Genomic DNA, 18,618 nt, shown 5'->3' on the forward strand with positions numbered 1-18,618 from the left:
ATCAAGTGATTATTTAAGCTCGTTTGTTTTCCCTTTTCTTTTTAAAATAGGTTTTATCGGCTATATAAATAGTTTTCTCAACCCGGCAATAGACTATGGTTTGATCCTGGTTGGTGAGTGAGGTGGTTTTAAGAATCTCCATTTCATTATTATGGGCGACATGGTTTCTGATTTCGTCCAGTTCTTTAAGGGTGTAGGTGAAGTTGGCATATAGGTTTTCCTTTGCCGGACGTTTAAAAAATACTTCTGCTGATTTATCCCAAACCACGAAGTCTGTACCCAGCAAATTGATTAATTGCACCATAGGAATTGGGTCCACTGCTGAAAACATACTACCTCCAAAAATAGAATTAACGTAGTTTCTGTTTTTGTATGTAATAGGAAGTTTTATTGTAATATTTAATAGATCTTCAGAAACATGAATGATCCTTCCTGTACTTCTGCGATACATTGGAGATAGGTTAAAACCATATTTAAAGAGGGTATGTTTTTTAACAAACTTGGATCCTACCTCTGCTAAATTTTGATATAACGACATCTGATTTTCTAATTTGGAGATTGAGCACTGATAAAACGATAATGACCTATAATCCTAAAGTCAAAAAGCATGTCTTCTAAGACTTGACCTCGTCCAATATTGTGGACTATTAGGTTCCGTTTGTGATCCCTCGATTTTTTATCTACCACAATACCAATATGAGTAATAGCCCCTCTTAGGTTCCAACATACAATATCTCCTGGAAGGTAGTCTTCAGCATTATTTGATATTGATTTTTCTGCACCTATACGCTTAAAGAAAGTCATTAGATTAGGAACTCGTCTATGATCAATGTTTTTATCTGTGGAACTAAGGCCCCAAATTTTGGGATAAGCGTTAAAATTGGCTTTCATATCTTCATGTACTAACTGCTGCAGATCAACACCTATTTTCCTATATGCCCTAATTATAACATCGGTGCAGACGCCTTTGTCACTTGGTACATCTCCATTGGGGTAGTCAATCGAAAAATAACTTGGGTCATAGGTTACGTCCTGTTTTGTCAATTCCAGAGCACTTTCAACCAAATCAACTTCCTCAATTACAGTTTGGGACCAAACCATATTGAAGAGTAACACTAGGAGTATTAAAAGAGTTCTTTCCATAAGCCTCATAATGCTAAGATAACAAGCAAAGTAGTAAAGAAATATACTTTAACGTTGGGTTATGAATTGCCCACTATTTATGAATCCTTTAGCTATATGATCTACTAAATGGTGGTGCTTATTCCATGATTGATACACTTCCATACCCCATCCTTCAACCAATTGCTGACATTCCGCTTCGTTTTTTGAATTATGAATAATATGCGTAGTAGTAATGTTCCCGCGTTCCAATACTTCTGGTGGATTTAAAAACTCATTGGGGTCACCTTTTTTATAGACGTTTAAATAATCACTAAGCCTAGGTGATAAATCATAGTTCCAGACAACGTTATAGGCAAACATTAAATGTTGTCTTGTAAGGTGAAAATGGTTGCTCCACCGGCCATGTATTTCTGGGTGCTGGAGTGTATGTGCATCAACACTCAAGAAACGATATCTATGGTTTTCCTTTTTGGAATAATCCAAAAATTGAAAACCCAAATTGAAAATCTCTAAACATTCATGTATGTTTCTTGTGGTATTGGCTCCGCAAAACTGACAGTTTCCGGTTTCTAGAAGAGTAATTCCATTCTTTTGAGCAAGGTCTCTATAGTCTTGCATATTTTTTGTTATAGCCCCAATAAGGGGAGGTGCTTTATATTATGGTAGGTTAACGCTGCTTTAATACACTGCTTTAGTTCTACTTCTGGAAGTTTGTCATCCAGTTGAAAAACAATGGCTCGATTTTTCTCAAAAGTAAACAAGTCTTTAAACACTATTCTGAACGAAGGGACCAATTGGCTTGTACATTTAAAATATAGCGCATATTGGTTTGGTGTTTTGGATTTCCAGTCCATGCGCAACGTACTCCCTTTTTTGGCCAAATAACTTGGCTCACCCCATTTGAGCGTTTCCTCCAAAACCTCGATTTCATCTACTTCCTCTGCTACTTCTAAAACCAATTGTCTAAGGGCTTCCATTTTCTCCTTCACCAAATCGGGATAATTACTGAAAACGACTTTAACTTCCGGGTTTGCCTGTATTTGTAAAGCCTTCATTTTTGCTAACCGTGATTTTTGATTCAATCTTGGTGTTTGGATATTACTTTGTTGCCTTAATTTGTTCAACACCTATATTTTCCAAAATAGCGTTTACTTTTGGCAAATCTTTCTTTAGAATCCCATTTAAGTTGCCAAGATGTTCTTCAAGTTCGGCAGAAAGTTCCTTGTATACTTTGTACGTCCCATTGGTTGGCTTGGCATCGCCGCTTTCAACGCTTCGCCTTAGAGAAGCCAATCGATTATTTAGTTTTATCGGAAAATTCAAAGGATCTTGACCTGATTGATTTTTAACCTGATAGAGTTCTTCTTCAATTGCAGTTATTTTGTTCAGGAAAGGAGTAATGGTCTTTTTGGTGGCAGCACTGGAGATTTTTTCCTTGTTCGCCTGAATTACATCACGCATTTTTCTAATATGTATGACCGCTTCGTTAGCCGAGCTGGTCTTCTGCATAATGTTATTGGCCAGCTCAAACTGTTCTTTTAAATCAGCTTCTGTAATTCCTTTAAGATTAGGATCTATAGTAACGGAAAAAGGATAGGTTTTCTCATAATCCTTTGTTTTCATTCTAACTTTGTAGGTGCCCAAAGGAGCTTTGGGACCTCTTTGAGGACGAGCACTCCAAATAATCATTCCCTCAAATTCCGTAGCGCCAGGATATCTCAAATCCCAGGTAAAGGTATTAATGCCCTTCGCAGTAGTGGGTTTTGATGAGCCACCCTTTTGCCACCATGGAATATTGGGATCTTCTTCATATTCAGGCTTGCTTCCGGTAAACGTATTGATGAGGTTGTCATTGGCATCCAAAACTTCAAAAGTGATGGTGTCCAATTGCTCTTTCAGATAATACTGGATAGATGCATCTTGAATACCTCTAATGGCATCCGAAGGCTTAAAAAGGATGGCAGATTGATTTTTCATATTATCCTTATACTGCCTCAAGGGGTGAATATCATCCAAAATCCAAAATCCACGTCCATGGGAACCCAAAACCACATCATTGTCTTTAACCACTAAATCGCGGATTGGCGTATCTGGCAGTTTTAACTGTAAACTTTTCCAGAGCACTCCATCATTCATGGAAAAATAGACACCATGCTCAGTTGCTAAAAACAACAATCCTTCTCTTACCGGATCTTCACGAATTGCTCTTGCAAAATGCCCGTCTTCTATTCCTGTTATGATTTTCGTCCATGTTTTGCCATAATCATGCGTTTTAAAGACATAAGGTTGTCTGTCATCCACTTGATAGCGGTTGGCAGCTACAAACAAAGTTCCCGGGCGATGTTTAGATTCATCTATAATACTAACTCGAGAGAATTTTGGTAAATCCTTAGGGGTAATGTCCTGCCAATTTTCACCTCCGTCTCTTGTGATATGTATTTTTCCATCATCTGATCCCGCCCAAATGGTGTTGATATCATGGAAGGAAGGTGCCAATGCAAAAACGGTCGCATAAATTTCAGGTCCGTTCATATCCATGGTGATTATACCGCCTGTTTTTCCCAAGGTAGTGGGGTCCGCATACGTTAGATCTGGACTGATTTTCTCCCAAGATTGTCCATCATCCGTTGTTTTCCATACATGCTGTGAACAGGTATACATTATGTTGGAGTCCTGTGGAGCAAACATAATGGGAAAGGTCCATTGCCAACGTTCTGGAAGTGCTTCGGCAGGTTCTCCAGAAAAAAACCTCGGATATACTTGAATATCTCTAGACTGTCCATTACTGCGGTCGTAACGGGTGAGTAATGCGCCTTGACTCCCGGCATAAAAAATATCCAGATTCTCGGGATGTTGGGTAATCCATCCACTTTCGCCACCGCCTACAGCGTAAAACCATCCATGGTTAGGACCTCTTGCCTGCATATGGTCCCATCCGTCACTGGGCATGGCCAAAGTGCTATTATCTTGTTGCGCACCGGCAACATGATAAGGCACATCGTTCGTGGCCATAACATGATAAAACTGAGTGGTTACATAATCCTGTTCTGTCCAGCTTTTTCCTCCATTGATACTTACATTTCCGCCCCCGTCATTGGAATTGATCATACGATTTGGATTGGAGGGATCAATCCACAAATCATGATTGTCGCCATGAGGCGTTTTTATAATAGTATCAAAAGTCTTTCCGCCATCTGTAGATTTATAAAATCGGGTATTGAGACCATAAACCGTTTCTTTGTCCAAAGGATCGGCATAAATTCTGGAATAATAAAAGGCGCGTTGTCTTAGTTTACGTTCATCGTTGGTACGTTCCCATGTCTTACCGGCATCATCTGAGCGAAAAACACCACCTTCATTTGCTTCTACAATGGCCCAAACGCGATTCGAATCTACTGGAGAAACCGTAACCCCAATCTTTCCTATAGGTCCAGCGGGCATTCCAGCATTACCGGTTAGGTCTGTCCAAGTATCGCCGCCATCTACCGACTTCCATAGCTTACAATCGCCGCCACCGCCCCACATTTTCCATGCTTTACGCTGTACTTGCCAGGTGCTGGCATATAAAACTTTAGGATTGTTTCGGTCGATGATCAAATCGACAGCACCAGCTTTTGGGCTTGTATACAGTACCTTTTCCCAAGTTTCACCACCATTTTTACTTCTAAATACTCCACGTTCTTCATTATCACCATACGGATGTCCCAATGCTGCAACGTAGACAATATCTGGATCCGTTGGGTGAATTCTGATACGGGACACCGCCTGTGTTTCTTTTAGGCCTAAATGGCTCCATGTTTTTCCACCATCAATCGTTTTATAGACACCATCACCCTGAGTAATGCTTCCGCGCAATTGTACTTCTCCCATACCGATGTAAACGATATCTGGATTGGTTTCTGCTACTGCCACGGCCCCTACAGATGAACTGGTTACCTGTCCATCAGTAACAGCTTTCCATTCGTTACCTCCATCTGTGGTTTTCCATAATCCGCCACCGGTAGCACCAAAATAATATTCGTTGGGTCTAGTAGGACTACCCGCACATCCTAAAGATCGCCCGCCCCTACTTGGTCCAATGTTACGCCACTCCAGCCCTTCATAAAAATTTTTATGAATTGTTGTTGATTTAACTGTTGCTGTTTTGTCTTGCGCCAAAAGGGTAAAGGCACAATTTAGAAAAGCGAATAGAAATACAAATTTGACTTGTTCTTTCATTTTTGAAGGTATTTTGTGTTGGTTCTAGAGGGACTAAAAAATGTTCTATATAATAATCTACAAGATACTATAATCAGGTGAGAAAAAATGATAGGAAAAGGCGTTGGGTTTTTTTAAATGGGACTATGGGTTATTGGTTTTTTCGTTGTGCTTTTATATAAACATCAATAAGATCAGGACGGTCATTTACAAAGCGAAGTGTAGTCAACCCATCCTCATTCTGAGAAATTATTGCCGGAATGGAAGATGTGGTCAAAAACCAACCGAAAGGTAGTACCACCGTGTTTCTATTTCTGCCAAAACTCCTATCCCACACCAATTGATTTTTATAGACCATGTAACGATTGGCATCTGTGTAGGTTTCAGTAATGCGAAGGCGTTTGGTTTCCCCTTCTTTTAGGGGATCATACCAGATAGCAACGACTTCTGTTTCTGGAGTGATTTCTGAATTGATGGTAATGCCGCGTTTTGAAATTGCCTCTCCTTTCAAGGTTTCAACCTTTAATTCTTCCCCAGTATCCAAGATAATCGCGGAGGGTTTAGAGGCCTTACTACCAGGTCTAACAACATTTATGTAGCGATCTATACCAGGTCTTGTTTCGGTATAATCGTGATATAACAAAAAGGAATGGGTTTCTGGTTGCTGTAAAAAATAAACGATGTCCCTGTTTTGAAATGCACGCTCGTTAAACTGCCAACCCAAACGTGCTTTAGAGGCATCTCTTCCGCTTCCGTTTGTGGGCACATAACTTTCTTCTTGGGGCAATTCTATTTTTGAAGTGAGCTTTGTTGCTTTTATTGCAAGCGGCACTGCCTGCGCATCACGATTTAGGAAGCTTACCTTAATACGGGCATCATCTGTAAGTTGCACTTGTGATGGGTAATTGCAATGGGTTAACTCATAACCCGCAGGTAATATAATGCTATTGCGTTTTATACCCAATGATCTTGAAAATACAATGGTATTACCTTCACTAAAATAACTGGCAGGGTCTTTATAGGTTTTGTCAATACGTATTCTTGCCTGTCCACCATTAGGAATGGGTCGCGCCAAGGTCACCTGAAGATAGTCGGTGTCTTCGAAAGCATTAGCCAATCCGTTTTGTGCAGCGGTTTTTCCATCTACAATCTCCCAGACCAATGTTTTTCCTGAAAAGAGATCCCAAACTTTGTTTACCGTGTGTTCGCTTCCTTTTCTGAGCGTGTTCCAGTAGTATTTAGCGCCAGAGGTTGTTCCGCTTACATCATACACAATTCGAAAAGATTGGGTATCCGGTGCTAGAAGTTCGTATTGGGTATAGCTATCTGTCTGCGTTTGTTGTGCTTGCAAATAGAAGGAAAACAACAAGAGGAAAAAAAGAAGTGCCGTGGCTGATGTATGTTTTATGCTCATGAATGGTTTTTAGTCTGTGGTTTTATTATCAATACGCCAAGGCGGGTTTAACCTGTTTTCTCCAGCATGGTATAGAATGATTTGATTTCCATCCATATCTTTTAATCTTGCTTCTCGCCAAAGCCACGGTCTATCACTGGGAGGCTCGTCAAAAACGATTCCTTTTTGGGTGAGGTCGGCTACATACCCATCCAGATTGTCGCACTCAAAATAGACATAAATACCATCGCCTTTTGGCAATTGTTCCGCCAAATGTATAGAAAAAGTGGCAGGCCCATCTGGGCACTCAAAACGAGCATAATGGGGTAGGGCCTTTACGATTAGGGTTAACCCCAGTTTTTCATAAAAAGGGATTGATTTTGTTAGATCTAAAGAGGGGACGGTTATTTGGTTGAGGTTCATTGTTTGTAATTGCGGTTATACATTGTCGTACGCAGTTTTTATTTCTATCAGCACTACTTCATTCCTTATTCGTAATTCACTGAATATTTTACCTGGACAAAGTCATTAGCAAAAGCACTTGCTTTAGCTTTTTCAAGTTTAATGTCTTTTAATGTTTTTCCAAATAAAGGAATTCCTTCTCCAAGTAATACAGGAACTTTGGTTATGATTATTTCATCAATCATTTGAAGATTAATAAAGGATTGAATAGTTTTCCCCCCATCTATATAGGCATGCTTGAAACCTTCTTTTTCCAATGAAGCAACCAAGCTGTTAATATCTCCGGAGTACATTTCTATTTTTCCTTTTAGATTGTCAGGGGCTTCTTTTATCGTGTTGCTTAATACAACAATGCGCAGGTCACCGTAAAACCATTGCTCAGGTGTCAAATTCATATTGGAAATCATTTCCATACACTTTCGTCCCATAATCATACAATCTACAGAATCCATAAAAGCTTGAAATCCCATATCTTCTGTTCCCATATCAGCTTCCAAATCACCTGACGTATGCAACCAATCAACATTCCCGCCTAGTTTGGCAATAAAACCGTCTACACTCGTAGCTATATAAACTGAACACTTCATATCTGATTTCTATTTTTTTAATGGCATACAACGGTACGGCTAAGCGTAGTGCGGAGGCAAGGAAACCTTTCGTTTCCGTCTGTGCACGAAGCTAAAGCTTATTGTTTTGCTTTTTCTTTTTTTGTTCCAAAGCTAAATCTATAAGATTTAGCGACATTATAAATATACACTGACCTTACGGTTTTGCCCTAAAGTCCGCATTACGTTTAGGTATTGTTGGGCGCAGTTTTTCTCCGTACGAGTGCGCGTTTTTCATCACGTTTTGCTTTGATTTTTTCTGTCCGAGTTAGAAGTCCATCTGCAACAGCTGCGTTTGAGTGAAGTCCATTTAATCAAACTTGCTCAAGGTTTTTTTCGAAGGTTTATTCTCTCGACTAAAATTGCATTAAAACGGATGTCAAAATCACTATTTACATTCTCAATTTCCATTGAGCGAACAAAATCCTCCATTTCTCTACCGAGTTGCATTTTGTCAAAAGTCAATAAACTGTCAAGATTATATTTTCCAACTACACTTCGTACGCCTGACCTAACAATAGATTCTGCTAAATCGTCACTTTTATTATTCTCAGAAATGAAGAAGCCTTTTTCATCAAAAAGATGTTCTCTCTTGGACTCAAAAACATAAAAAATCCGTGAATATGTTATTAACTCCTTTCCATCTTTGGACAGGGCAGTTGTTTCCACTAGATTTTCAAATTGTCTCGATTCCTTATTAGTTTTTCCAACACAGCCAAGAATAAAAATCATTAGAATTAGTGTTGATAGAATTTTACTGCTTTTCATATTAAAATGGATGTTTCAAATTGCGCCCAACTTGTTTATATAGATGTAAAATACATTCGTATACCCCTAAATATAGTGGATAATCGCTGTATTTTGTAAGTGATATTTGTGATTTTAGTTAGAAAAGATAGGCGATTCTTGCACCTCCATAAAAGTTTCTGTCGTTACCGGGATAAAAATAACGAGGCAGGGCACCACCAAAACTGGAGGCATTGATCAATACAGATTGAGCGTAATTCGTATCAAACAAATTGTTTGCTCCAATATTCAATCCTAGCGAAAAATGAGAAGATAAACTGGTCCGGTAGGCCAGCTTGGCATTAAAGACATTAAAAGATTCACTATCCAAGGTATTGGCATCCGTTAGGGGAATCTTATCCACAAATTGATGGGTAAGGTTCAGTTGCAGGCCATTGGTATGGCGTAAATCCAGACCAGAGGCAATCCTATTTTTGGGGACACCTGTTAGCGGATTGCCAGAAAAATCATTTTCACCATCCACAAAATCCACAAAGCTATGGTCGCTCAAGGTATAGCTGAGGTAAGGAGAAAGTACCATCTTTGGAGAAAGCCGTAACGCATATTTGACATCCACCTCTAAACCTTGGTGACGCGTTTCACCAGCATTCCTGCCGATAAATTGGTCTTCGCCCACCCGTTGGGCAACCAGCAGGTCGTTAATATTCATCCTAAATGCCGTGAGATTAAGGGATAATTTCTTTTTTAAAAGCGCAACATAAGCACCCAGCTCATAATTGGTCCCGGTTTCTTGTGCAATATCAGGATTGATCACCCCATCTGGTGTTAAGGTTTCTTCTAAGCTGGGATTGGAAAAGCCGCGACTTATATTGGCATATACCTGTCCATTTTTAAAGAGGTATTGCAATCCAAAATTCGGCAAAAGAATTGCATCAAAATCCCGTTCTGCGGAAGTGTTTTCATTTCCTTGATTGAACAGGTCTTGGAAGTTATAGTTGGTCTTGTTAAGGTTGAGCCCTAGTTGTGCCGAGAATGATGGTGTAAAAGGATAGGTGAAAGATCCAAACAAATTTAACTGCCTTCTAAACTCCCGGTTTCTACTCAGGCGATCTCCTTGTAAACTGCCATTGCCATTGTTATCTTGGAACAAGTTCTGAAAAGTGCCCCAGTGGTATTCGTCCTTATAAAGCTCTCCTCCCAAAGTGTATTGTGCCTTGCCCAAATTTCCTTCAAATTGGCTGCGCAATCCAAAACCGTTGGTAAACTCATCTAAAATGTTAAATGGGCGTGGCTCGTAGTGGTCCAAGTACGAATAAAAAATACTTGTAGTATTTTTTAGGTTCTGATTGAATTCATGTGAATATGATATTCCTGCCAAGGTATATTTGTTTGCTTCAAAACCTTGTGCGGCCAACCAATTGCCTGCAGCTCGGGTAGGGTCTTCATCAAAATCTGTTTGATTAATGGAACTTGGAATCTGAGCGGTGTAATCTATATAGTTGATCAGTACCCCCAAGCTGCCTTTGGAACTAATTTTAGCGTTGGTATTCAGTAAAAAACCATCACGATCAAAGTTGTTGTTTTGTCTGTACCCATCGATTTCAAAATGATTGTAGCTAAAGGTTAAATCAAAGTTTTGCTGCGAATGTTGAAAGGAAAGATTCTCTTTTAACATGCCATAAGAGCCTACAGTAAAGCTATTGGCCAGTTTGGTCTCTTCAACTTGAAGGTTTTTGGTGTCCAATAATATGGCACCACCCAAATTGGCTCCAAAGGAGGTGGCTTTTGGTCCTTTGATGATTTCAATGGACCCCAGGTTTTCAAAATCAAAGGCTTCAATGGTTGATGATCCCGTGCCATTGGTAACGGGAATACCATTAAAATACAAACGAAGCTTGTCCGTGCCAAAGGGTGTTCGTGCACCCACACCTCTAATGGTAATCCTATTGGTGTTTAAAGCGCCAGAGAGAATATAAACTCCAGCCACCTGATTCATGGCGGAGGCAATATCTATAGGATTGAATTTTTCAAAAGTAGCAGGACCAATAGTTGAGGCAGCTGTAATTCCTGTTGCTTTCTTGGCAATCACATCTTCTATGAGAATAATCTCGTCCAATTGGGTAACAGAATCTTTTTTAACCTCCTGTGCAATCAGTTGTGCGATAAAAAGTGAGAATAGAATTGAAAAAAGACCTTTCATATAATTTATGGGGTAATGATTAAAAATAGGATTAAAAAAGTAGCTACTTTTTTAGTCGGATTGTTTTTCCCTTTTTGGCACTTTCTCTCGCTGCATCCAAAATTTCCATCACCACCATATTGTTTTCTAAAGAAGAAAGGTTGTTGGGCGGAAGGGTAATTTTATTTTTGACCACTGCAGCAAAAACGGAAAAGGGATCGTTCATGGGCGCTTGTCTTTCTTCAAGGGTAAATTGCTCTTCGCTAAAGCCATCATAGCCTTCTGCCATGCGAATACGTAAGTTGTTACGATTATCAGCATAAATGGCTCCAGTTAACCCATAGATTTCCATGTCTTTTCTACCTATTGGCCAGTTCCAAGAAGGCTCTAAAATTGCTTGAGCATCATCATAGGTAAGAATGATAGTGGCATCATCATCTACCTTGGGATTATTTTCTGCCTGCAATTGTTGGGTGACTGCAGTAACAGTGTTTGGTTTTTGCCCTTTTTTAAGCCAGGTCATTAAGTTGGCACCATAACATCCAAAATCCATGATAGCGCCTCCTCCATTATCTTTTGGATCCAATAGCCAATCCAAAAACTCACTATTGATTCCCAGTTTGGCGGGACCGCGATGCCCATCTCTTACTATGACTTTTCTTAAATCCCCAACTTTTCCCTGATCTAATAGTTCTTTTGCCCTATGGTTGGTGGGGTACCAAGTAGTTTCATAATTGGTGAGTAAATGAATGTTATGCTTTTCGGCAAGAACTTTCATTTGCTTGGCATGCTGTAAACTTACTGCCAATGGTTTTTCCACCATGACATGAATACCTTTTGGAGCACAGGCTTCAACTACTTCCAAATGGTCATAGATGGTCCCAAAGGCGGTGACTGCTTCGGGTTTTGTTGCAGCTATCATTTCTTCCAAGGTATTAAAGACCAAATCCATGGAATAACCATATTGTTTTGAATAGCGTTCGGCCAAATCTCGGTTAGGCTCTACCATCCCTACAATTTCGATATCGCCAATATCTTCCCGGCCCAAAATCCAATGTACATGGGTATGGGTAAGACCGGCCACTCCTATACTAAGTGGCTTTTCTTGAGCCAGACCATTGGGGGTATTCATGAGAAGACAAAAAATAAAAATAATTTCATAGCGAAGCATAAAACAGTGTTTGAATTAAGGGAATATGGTATAAAAATAGCGACTAATTGTCTAGTTCCTTTAAAAAGGAGACCGTATCCTTTATGGTTGCAAATTCTTCATTAAGGTTGGCCAATGCAATATTGTGAATTACTTCTGCACTATACTTTTCTCCTGCAACTCCAGTTTTATTGAAAGAAGCAGTGGCATCAGAAATTAAAGTGGCATTAAACCCAAGGTTGGAGGCCATTCTGGTTGAGGTAGAAACACAATGCTCGGTTGTAAGGCCTACGATGACAACATCTGTAATACCATTGTCCTTGAGTTGCGATTCTAAATCTGTACCTATAAAAGCACTGTTGACATTTTTCTTTATGACCGGCTCACCCGCCTTGGGTTCCGTTAGAGGATTAAAAGCATTCCCTTTTTTGGTAGGGTGCAAGGGAGATTCAGGGTTTGTGGAACAATGTTGAATGTGAAACCTTGGGAGATCTTTGGCTCTAAAAGCTTCCAAAATTTTTTGGCAATTTGCTTCTGCTTGTGGATTACTTCGTTCTTCCCCATAATAGTCCACTTCTTGTAAACCCAGTTGGAGATCAATTAATAATAAGGCTGTCATTTATAAAAATTAAGCCTTAAAATTAAGGATTAAAACCTGAAGCCCACAGATAATCCAGCTCTGTACATGAATGTATCCTGAAAATCTTCTGGGTTGACATTTCTACCAAAACCACCATGAATTTCCAAGGTGAATTTTTGACTTCGGGTGGCCCACTTGTTCCCCAAGCCCAGACCCAATGCTACTGTGCTGTACTCGTTGTCCCTGAATGCCAAAGGATCTGCTACTTCATCATCTTCCCCGGTGTAATAAAGGCCAAAAGCTTCAGCAAAAAAACCACTACGGGGTTGGTATCCAAAATAAGCTCTAAAGTTGGCTCCAATTCCAAAATCCCCATTGTAATCCGCAGCATCATTATCAAAATAAATTGTTCCCCCAAAACTAGTGTCCTCACTTAAATAATATTCGTAAGAACCTTCTATGGTACTAGTAGCTATAAAAAGCCCAGCATTAAATTTTATCTCGTGGTTATTGCTAAATGCCGGATACGCTTGGGCAACCATAAAACAACTGGAAAGTAAAAGACCCAAAAACAATAATTTCTTCATGATAATAGTGTTAAATCCAACAGGAATAATCAATTAGCGTTCCAAAAATCAAATTTAAAACATGTTGGTCAAATAGTTCAATTTTATAGAGCCGAACACATTGGTTATTTTTAGGGAAAATTTAGGTATGAAGATAGTATCGTATAATGTAAATGGAATTAGGGCTGCTCTAAACAAAGGTTTTATAGATTGGTTGCAAGCCGTGGGGCCAGATGTAGTTTGCTTACAGGAAACCAAAGCCATGAAGGAGCAGGTAGATTTGTCTTTGTTTGAGGCTGCGGGCTATAAACATCATTATTGGTTTAGTGCCCAAAAGAAAGGGTATAGCGGGGTTGCTCTATTATGTAAGGAGAAGCCAGATCATGTGGAATACGGCACTGGGATTGACTATATGGATTTTGAGGGACGAAATATACGAGCTGATTTTGGTGATATATCCATAATGAGCATGTACTTGCCATCTGGCACCAATATGGATCGCTTGGAATTTAAGCTAACCTATATGGCAGATTTTCACAAGTACGCCAATGAACTAAGAAATGAGCGACCTAATTTGATTGTTTGTGGCGATTATAATATTTGTCATGAAGCTATTGATATTCACGACCCGGTCCGCAACAAAAATGTATCCGGCTTTTTACCTGTAGAAAGGGAGTGGATTGGCAACTTCATGGATGGTGGCTTTATTGATAGTTTTAGGCATTTTAATAAAGACCCTCACAATTATACATGGTGGAGTTATAGAGCAAATTCAAGGACCAATAACAAAGGTTGGCGTTTAGATTACGGAATGGTAAGTTCTTCACTAGAGAACAGATTGAAACGTTCTGTAATTCTGTCTGATGCAAAACATAGTGATCATTGCCCAATTCTGTTAGAAGTAGAAAAATAACGTTTGCTTTAAAAACCAGAAATAAGGATTAACTACTTTTGCAAGTCAAAAAAAATAGCTAAATGAAATACACCAGACTTCCACATACCGATATTAAGGTTAGTAAAATCTGTTTGGGAACCATGACCTGGGGAAGACAGAATACTGAGGATGAAGGTCATGAGCAAATGGACTATGCTCTTGAACAAGGAATTAATTTCTTTGATACGGCGGAACTTTATCCAGTGCCCGCCAAGAAAGAACTCTATGCTGTTACGGAAGAATTTATTGGGAATTGGTTTAAAAAGACAGGTAATAGGGAGAAAGTGGTCTTGGCATCAAAAATTGCTGGGAGAGGTGACTACACCAAATTTATTAGAACAACAGGATTTAGTAAAGAATCCATAATAAAAGCTGTTGAGGGAAGCCTACAAAGATTGCAAACAGATTATATAGACCTTTACCAATTACACTGGCCGGAAAGGAATACCAATTATTTTGGACAACGGGGATACAATGCCCACACCTTAGATGGATGGGAGGACAATATTCACCAAATTCTTGAAACTCTTCGTGATTTAATATCCGAAGGAAAGATAAGACATGTTGGAATTTCCAATGAAACTCCTTGGGGGGCTATGCGCTTTTTGGAAGAAAGTAAAGTGCATAGAAGTTTACCAAGAATGCTGACCATCCAAAACCCTTATAATCTTTTAAACCGACTCTTTGAAGTTGGCCTTTCTGAGGTTTCAATGCGGGAAAATATTGGATTGTTGCCATATTCTCCTCTTGGTTTTGGTGTTTTGAGTGGAAAATATTTGGGAGGGCACAAGCCTAGGAAAGGAAGAGTAACTCTTTTTCCCAATTATAACAGATACAGTGGTGATACCGCTAATTTGGCAACCGAAAAGTATCACAAATTGGCAGAGGACAATGAATTGAGTCTTGCCCAGATGGCTTTAGCATTTGTAAACTCAAGGCCTTTTGTAACCAGCAATATTATTGGAGCCACAACAATGGAACAGTTAAAGGAAAACATTGGAAGTATAGATATTGAACTTTCGGATGAGGTCTTAAACGGGATTGAAGCTATTCATAATGAAATTCCAAACCCCGCGCCTTAATGAACTTATTCTAAAGCATAAGCTCTATATTCATCACCAGAGGCCGTTCCCATTTTTCCGCCTCCACAAGCAATGACCAAATACTGTTTACCATTAATTTGATAAGTGGCCGGAGTGGCATAACCCCCTGCGGGTAAATTATCTTGCCATAATAACTTGCCCGTTTTCATATTAAAAGCACGGATTTTTTCATCCTTGGTAGCGGCAATAAATAAAACTCCTCCTGCGGTAATAGCAGGACCACCGTAATTTTCAATTCCCGAAACGGGAATCTTGGGGTCTTCAAGGCTTTCTTCATGACCTAAGGGAACTTTCCAAAGGTATTCACCTGTATTTAAATTGATGGCGTTTAAGGTTCCCCATGGTGGCCTAACCGCAGGAAATCCTCTATCATCTTTAAAACGCCCAAAACCAGAAAGGGCATAAGGAACGTCCAAAGTTGTTTTTTCTGCCCTATGGTCAGTTTCTTTTTCAAGCTTAGTTAGAAAATGAGTTATTTCATCTATCTCTTTTTCTGAGAGGTTCGGCATACCCGGCATGGCACCTTTCCCATTTTTAATAATTGTCTTAATCGAATCGGGACCCAATCTCAGGTTTACATTTTTAAGCTCTGGAATTCCGGTCAATCCTTGAAGCTTTCCACCATGGCAGCGAGCACAATGTATCTGCGTTAGTGATTCACCAATACTCGTATTAGTGCCATTTGTGCCAATTGCTTTCATCTTTACAATCCATGCCATTTCATTTGAATTTACATACATGACACTGGTTGTAGGGTCCAAAGCTGCCCCTCCCCATTCTGCCCCGCCGTCTGCGCCTGGGTAAAGAATTACTCCAGTTGTATCAATAGGAACAAATTGACCTTGTGAGGTGATTGAGTTAAATTTTTCAAGAACAGTGGGAGAATCATCATTTTCAGCTTTGTCTACCAAATCATCCACAAAGGCTTTTCGGTCTGGATCATATAAATCATTTTCTGTAAGAATTTGTCTTGCGAATGGTTTTGGGTTAAGTGGTAAGGGTTGTGTTTCAAAAGCCTGTTCTCCACTTAATTTTGATTTGGGATATTGTTTTTCTTCAATAGGGAATAGTGGCTCGCCTGTTACCCGATTGAATATAAATACGTGTCCACTTTTTGTTACTTGCGCTACTGCGGGAATATCTTTCCCATCTCTTTTTATCGTCAATAGGTTTGGAGGGGCAGGTAAATCTCTGTCCCACATATCATGATGCACCATTTGAAAGTGCCACATTCGCTCACCCGTTTTTGCATCAAGGGCCAACAGCGAATTGGCAAACAGATTGGCTCCACTGCGATCACCCCCATACCAATCAAACGCTGCGGACCCTGTGGGAACATAGACGATGCCTCTTTCTGTATCCATTGCCATTCCTGCCCAGCTATTGGCTCCTCCAACACTTTTATAAGCATCTTTGGGCCATGTATCATAACCAAATTGATCAGGTTGTGGAATGGTATGAAATGTCCATTCAATTTTGCCCGTTAAAACATTGTACGCCCTTATGTGTCCCGGGGAAGAACCCGGTCCTTCACCAACCCTAGTTCCCTGAATCAATAAATTCTTGTAAAGGGCACCAGGTGTATTTGAAACTACAGATAATCGTTCAGGATCCCTTCCAAGACCTTCCCTTAAGTCAATGCTGCCTTCATTCCCAAAAGAAGTGATTGGTTTGCCATTTTCAATATCTATTGCAAATAGCTTGGAACCAGAAGTAAAAAAGATGCGACTTTTTTCGTTTTTTTCAGATTTCCAAAAAACTAGCCCCCTATTAACCCCCAGACCAGAATTGTCTTTTGCTGAAGGACTAAACTTCCAGATTTCCTTACCTGTTCCAGCATTGATTGCGAAGAGCTCAATCGCAGCATTTACTCCGTAAAGCACATCGCCAACGATTAATGGATTGGTTTGAATTTGAGTTGTTCTGCCTTCTTCAACACCGCCGCTTTTGTACTTCCAAACCAAGCGAAGTTCGCTTACATTAAGAGTATCAATTTGGTCTAGGGTTGAATAATGTGATCTTTCAGGATCACCAAGATAATGCTGCCATGTGGTATGATATTCCTTGTGACTTGAATCACGGGAAGTTTTGGTACAGTTGAAAAAAAGTATACCAATCAAAAAAAAGCAATAGATCGGAGTTTTCACAAAGATGGTTTTCTAAATATAAAAAGATATGGTTTAGAAAACTAGTTGTAATCAGAATAGTGAGCTTACCAAATCTTCTATTTTGGCAACCAATTGTATTTGAATGGAAGTGTTTTTAAGACCAATTTTGTTGCTCTTGGAAACATAAATTTGGGTAAAACCTAATTTTTCAGCTTCCAGAATGCGCTGATCTACGCGTTGTACAGGTCTTATTTCTCCTGCCAATCCCACTTCTGCAGCAAAACAAATGCCTTTTTCAATAGGGATGTCGGCATTACTGGATAGAATTGCGGCCATAACGGCCAAGTCAATTGCCGGATCGTCTACAGAGATTCCCCCTGTTATATTTAGAAAAACATCCTTTGCAGCTAGTTTAAAACCTGCTCTTTTTTCAAGAACGGCTAAAAGCATATTTAATCTTTTAGCATTGAACCCAGTTGCCGAGCGTTGTGGAGTGCCATAAACAGCAGTGCTCACCAAAGCCTGTATTTCAATCAGTAAAGGCCTCATGCCTTCAACTGTAGCGGCAATTGCTGTTCCGCTTAGGTCTTCATCGTTTTTTGAAATCAGTACTTCCGATGGATTGTTCACTTCACGTAGCCCACTTCCTTGCATTTCGTAAATACCCAATTCTGCTGTGGAACCAAATCTGTTTTTAAGTGAACGAAGAATCCGGTATACATAATTGCGATCCCCTTCAAACTGAAGCACAGTATCTACCATATGCTCCAATATTTTGGGTCCAGCTATAGTACCGTCTTTAGTAATATGACCTACCAAAATTACCGGAGTGCTACTTTCCTTGGCAAATTTGATAAGTTCGGCGGTGCTCTCCCTTATTTGTGAGATGCTTCCAGCGGCAGATTCAATATAATCAGTATGTAATGTTTGGATAGAATCAATAACTACCAAGTCTGGTTCTATGGCAGCTATTTGCTGAAATATATTTTGTGTTTTGGTTTCGGTAAGGATAAAGCAATTTTCACTATTGGGGTGAATGCGGTCTGCACGCATTTTTATCTGTTTCTGGCTTTCCTCACCGGACACATACAGGGTTTTGTATGCTAGTTTAAGTGCTATTTGTAGTAGCAAGGTGCTTTTTCCTATGCCAGGTTCACCTCCCAATAAGGTTAAAGAACCAGGTACAAGTCCCCCGCCCAAAACTCTATTAAATTCTTGATCTTGGGTATCTAATCGAATTTCCTTTTCGTTGGTTATTTCAGAAACTCGTAAAGGTGTTGAAGCTTTTTTTAGTGAATTAGAGCTGCTTTTCCAACCCTTTTTCTCTTCTTTTTGAACTACTTCTTCCACAATGGTATTCCATTGTTTGCAAGAAGAACATTGCCCAACCCACTTAGCATGCTGAGCGCCACAATTTTGACAAAAGAAAGCAGTTTTAATTTTAGCCATTAACCTTTTTGGTTTTGGCT

General features: G+C 39.7%; 17 protein-coding genes. 2 read left to right on the top strand and 15 right to left on the bottom strand.

Features of this window, described 5'->3' with window-relative positions:
- Positions 1-13 precede the first annotated feature (13 nt).
- The 13 genes from LV704_RS10155 to LV704_RS10215 form a co-directional block, all read right to left on the bottom strand.
- Positions 14-538: a PaaI family thioesterase gene (locus tag LV704_RS10155; protein WP_163420448.1), complete on the bottom strand. Its 525-nt coding sequence runs from the start codon at positions 536-538 to the stop codon at positions 14-16.
- Between the two features lie 8 nt (positions 539-546).
- Positions 547-1,143, bottom strand: coding sequence for a DUF1287 domain-containing protein (locus LV704_RS10160; protein WP_163420446.1), 597 nt, complete (start codon positions 1,141-1,143; stop codon positions 547-549).
- 48 nt (positions 1,144-1,191) lie between these two features.
- Entirely contained in the window at positions 1,192-1,743 is a 552-nt protein-coding gene (locus LV704_RS10165) for a DUF5946 family protein (RefSeq protein WP_163420445.1), read from the bottom strand.
- A gap of 8 nt (positions 1,744-1,751) precedes the next feature.
- Positions 1,752-2,180: a DUF1801 domain-containing protein gene (locus LV704_RS10170; RefSeq protein ID WP_163420443.1), complete on the bottom strand. Its 429-nt coding sequence runs from the start codon at positions 2,178-2,180 to the stop codon at positions 1,752-1,754.
- 43 nt (positions 2,181-2,223) lie between these two features.
- The gene (locus LV704_RS10175) at positions 2,224-5,343 is read right to left on the bottom strand and encodes a glycosyl hydrolase (protein WP_163420441.1); all 3,120 of its coding nucleotides are present in this window, start codon (positions 5,341-5,343) and stop codon (positions 2,224-2,226) included.
- A 130-nt stretch (positions 5,344-5,473) separates the two neighbouring features.
- Positions 5,474-6,736, bottom strand: a complete 1,263-nt coding sequence (locus tag LV704_RS10180; protein WP_163420440.1) for a hypothetical protein — start codon at positions 6,734-6,736, stop codon at positions 5,474-5,476.
- A 9-nt stretch (positions 6,737-6,745) separates the two neighbouring features.
- A complete protein-coding gene (locus tag LV704_RS10185; protein ID WP_163420438.1) occupies positions 6,746-7,138 on the bottom strand; it encodes a VOC family protein in 393 nt (130 codons plus the stop codon).
- A gap of 65 nt (positions 7,139-7,203) precedes the next feature.
- Positions 7,204-7,764: a dihydrofolate reductase family protein gene (locus LV704_RS10190; protein ID WP_163420437.1), complete on the bottom strand. Its 561-nt coding sequence runs from the start codon at positions 7,762-7,764 to the stop codon at positions 7,204-7,206.
- A gap of 342 nt (positions 7,765-8,106) precedes the next feature.
- Positions 8,107-8,514 (bottom strand): hypothetical protein, encoded by a 408-nt coding sequence (locus LV704_RS10195; protein WP_163420435.1) that lies wholly within the window; start codon positions 8,512-8,514, stop codon positions 8,107-8,109.
- Between the two features lie 154 nt (positions 8,515-8,668).
- On the bottom strand, positions 8,669-10,729 hold the full coding sequence (locus tag LV704_RS10200; protein WP_163420433.1) for a TonB-dependent receptor domain-containing protein: 2,061 nt from the start codon (positions 10,727-10,729) through the stop codon (positions 8,669-8,671).
- 43 nt (positions 10,730-10,772) lie between these two features.
- The gene (locus LV704_RS10205; RefSeq protein ID WP_163420431.1) at positions 10,773-11,879 is read right to left on the bottom strand and encodes a Gfo/Idh/MocA family protein; all 1,107 of its coding nucleotides are present in this window, start codon (positions 11,877-11,879) and stop codon (positions 10,773-10,775) included.
- A gap of 43 nt (positions 11,880-11,922) precedes the next feature.
- Entirely contained in the window at positions 11,923-12,477 is a 555-nt protein-coding gene (locus tag LV704_RS10210; RefSeq protein WP_163420429.1) for a cysteine hydrolase family protein, read from the bottom strand.
- 29 nt (positions 12,478-12,506) lie between these two features.
- Positions 12,507-13,025 carry a hypothetical protein gene (locus tag LV704_RS10215; RefSeq protein WP_163420428.1) on the bottom strand — a complete coding sequence of 173 codons (519 nt, stop codon included), beginning with the start codon at positions 13,023-13,025 and terminating at the stop codon, positions 12,507-12,509.
- 127 nt (positions 13,026-13,152) lie between these two features.
- Between LV704_RS10215 and LV704_RS10220 the strand changes: the two genes are divergently transcribed.
- The gene (locus LV704_RS10220; RefSeq protein WP_163420426.1) at positions 13,153-13,917 is read left to right on the top strand and encodes an exodeoxyribonuclease III; all 765 of its coding nucleotides are present in this window, start codon (positions 13,153-13,155) and stop codon (positions 13,915-13,917) included.
- A gap of 62 nt (positions 13,918-13,979) precedes the next feature.
- Positions 13,980-15,020, top strand: coding sequence for an aldo/keto reductase (locus LV704_RS10225; protein ID WP_163420424.1), 1,041 nt, complete (start codon positions 13,980-13,982; stop codon positions 15,018-15,020).
- 5 nt (positions 15,021-15,025) lie between these two features.
- Here LV704_RS10225 and LV704_RS10230 read toward each other — a convergent pair whose 3' ends face one another.
- Entirely contained in the window at positions 15,026-17,161 is a 2,136-nt protein-coding gene (locus LV704_RS10230) for a PQQ-binding-like beta-propeller repeat protein (RefSeq protein ID WP_233782018.1), read from the bottom strand.
- 78 nt (positions 17,162-17,239) lie between these two features.
- Positions 17,240-18,598: a DNA repair protein RadA gene (radA, locus tag LV704_RS10235; protein WP_163420421.1), complete on the bottom strand. Its 1,359-nt coding sequence runs from the start codon at positions 18,596-18,598 to the stop codon at positions 17,240-17,242.
- Positions 18,599-18,618 lie beyond the last annotated feature (20 nt).

The sequence above is a fragment of the Flagellimonas sp. CMM7 genome (assembly GCF_021390195.1).
In the GTDB taxonomy this organism is placed as follows: Bacteria; Bacteroidota; Bacteroidia; order Flavobacteriales; family Flavobacteriaceae; genus Flagellimonas.

Bases quoted from the DNA above. Each gene is read 5' to 3' on its own strand.
- radA (WP_163420421.1), bottom strand. From the start codon at position 18,598: ATGGCTAAAATTAAAACTGCTTTCTTTTGTCAAAATTGTGGCGCTCAG.
- LV704_RS10165 (WP_163420445.1), bottom strand. From the start codon at position 1,743: ATGCAAGACTATAGAGACCTTGCTCAAAAGAATGGAATTACTCTTCTA.
- LV704_RS10225 (WP_163420424.1), top strand. From the start codon at position 13,980: ATGAAATACACCAGACTTCCACATACCGATATTAAGGTTAGTAAAATC.
- LV704_RS10190 (WP_163420437.1), bottom strand. From the start codon at position 7,764: ATGAAGTGTTCAGTTTATATAGCTACGAGTGTAGACGGTTTTATTGCC.
- LV704_RS10220 (WP_163420426.1), top strand. From the start codon at position 13,153: ATGAAGATAGTATCGTATAATGTAAATGGAATTAGGGCTGCTCTAAAC.
- LV704_RS10205 (WP_163420431.1), bottom strand. From the start codon at position 11,879: ATGCTTCGCTATGAAATTATTTTTATTTTTTGTCTTCTCATGAATACC.
- LV704_RS10175 (WP_163420441.1), bottom strand. From the start codon at position 5,343: ATGAAAGAACAAGTCAAATTTGTATTTCTATTCGCTTTTCTAAATTGT.
- LV704_RS10180 (WP_163420440.1), bottom strand. From the start codon at position 6,736: ATGAGCATAAAACATACATCAGCCACGGCACTTCTTTTTTTCCTCTTG.
- LV704_RS10210 (WP_163420429.1), bottom strand. From the start codon at position 12,477: ATGACAGCCTTATTATTAATTGATCTCCAACTGGGTTTACAAGAAGTG.
- LV704_RS10155 (WP_163420448.1), bottom strand. From the start codon at position 538: ATGTCGTTATATCAAAATTTAGCAGAGGTAGGATCCAAGTTTGTTAAA.
- LV704_RS10160 (WP_163420446.1), bottom strand. From the start codon at position 1,143: ATGGAAAGAACTCTTTTAATACTCCTAGTGTTACTCTTCAATATGGTT.
- LV704_RS10200 (WP_163420433.1), bottom strand. From the start codon at position 10,729: ATGAAAGGTCTTTTTTCAATTCTATTCTCACTTTTTATCGCACAACTG.
- LV704_RS10195 (WP_163420435.1), bottom strand. From the start codon at position 8,514: ATGATTTTTATTCTTGGCTGTGTTGGAAAAACTAATAAGGAATCGAGA.
- LV704_RS10215 (WP_163420428.1), bottom strand. From the start codon at position 13,025: ATGAAGAAATTATTGTTTTTGGGTCTTTTACTTTCCAGTTGTTTTATG.
- LV704_RS10170 (WP_163420443.1), bottom strand. From the start codon at position 2,180: ATGAAGGCTTTACAAATACAGGCAAACCCGGAAGTTAAAGTCGTTTTC.
- LV704_RS10185 (WP_163420438.1), bottom strand. From the start codon at position 7,138: ATGAACCTCAACCAAATAACCGTCCCCTCTTTAGATCTAACAAAATCA.